The sequence below is a fragment of the Paenibacillus xylanivorans genome, assembly GCF_001280595.1.
GTDB lineage: Bacteria > Bacillota > Bacilli > Paenibacillales > Paenibacillaceae > Paenibacillus > Paenibacillus xylanivorans.
This window is the reverse complement of record NZ_LITU01000044.1, coordinates 1-292: the sequence shown is the minus strand read 5'-3', so window position 1 is coordinate 292 and position 292 is coordinate 1. Positions and strand designations below refer to the sequence as shown.

At 54.5% G+C, this 292-nt stretch carries 1 protein-coding gene; it reads right to left on the bottom strand.

What is annotated here, in order from left to right; all coding sequences use genetic code 11:
* Positions 1-258: hypothetical protein (locus tag AMS66_RS07005; RefSeq protein ID WP_144424434.1), on the bottom strand; the 258-nt coding region annotated here is incomplete at its 3' end.
* Positions 259-292: the final 34 nt, after the last annotated feature.

Genomic DNA, 292 nt, shown 5'->3' with positions numbered 1-292 from the left:
GCTTGTCCGTCCCTTACTAGCCTCATCATATAGACGCGAGTCATCAAACTCATCGAAAGGCCGATTCTTACCAGGACCGCCCAACGTCCCTCTGGAAGGCTTGGATTTAGCAGTCTTCGGTCCAGTCTTACCGCTAGCTGCCGCCGGATCATGTTGAACCTGCTGCTTCCAGGCTGCCCACGTATCTCCGAGCGCCGAACTGTTCTTACTGTTCACCAGCTTGTCCGCTGCCTTATTTAACCCATGCTTGGCTAGCATAGCCAGCTTCCACGAACTGCTGGATCATCCCTGG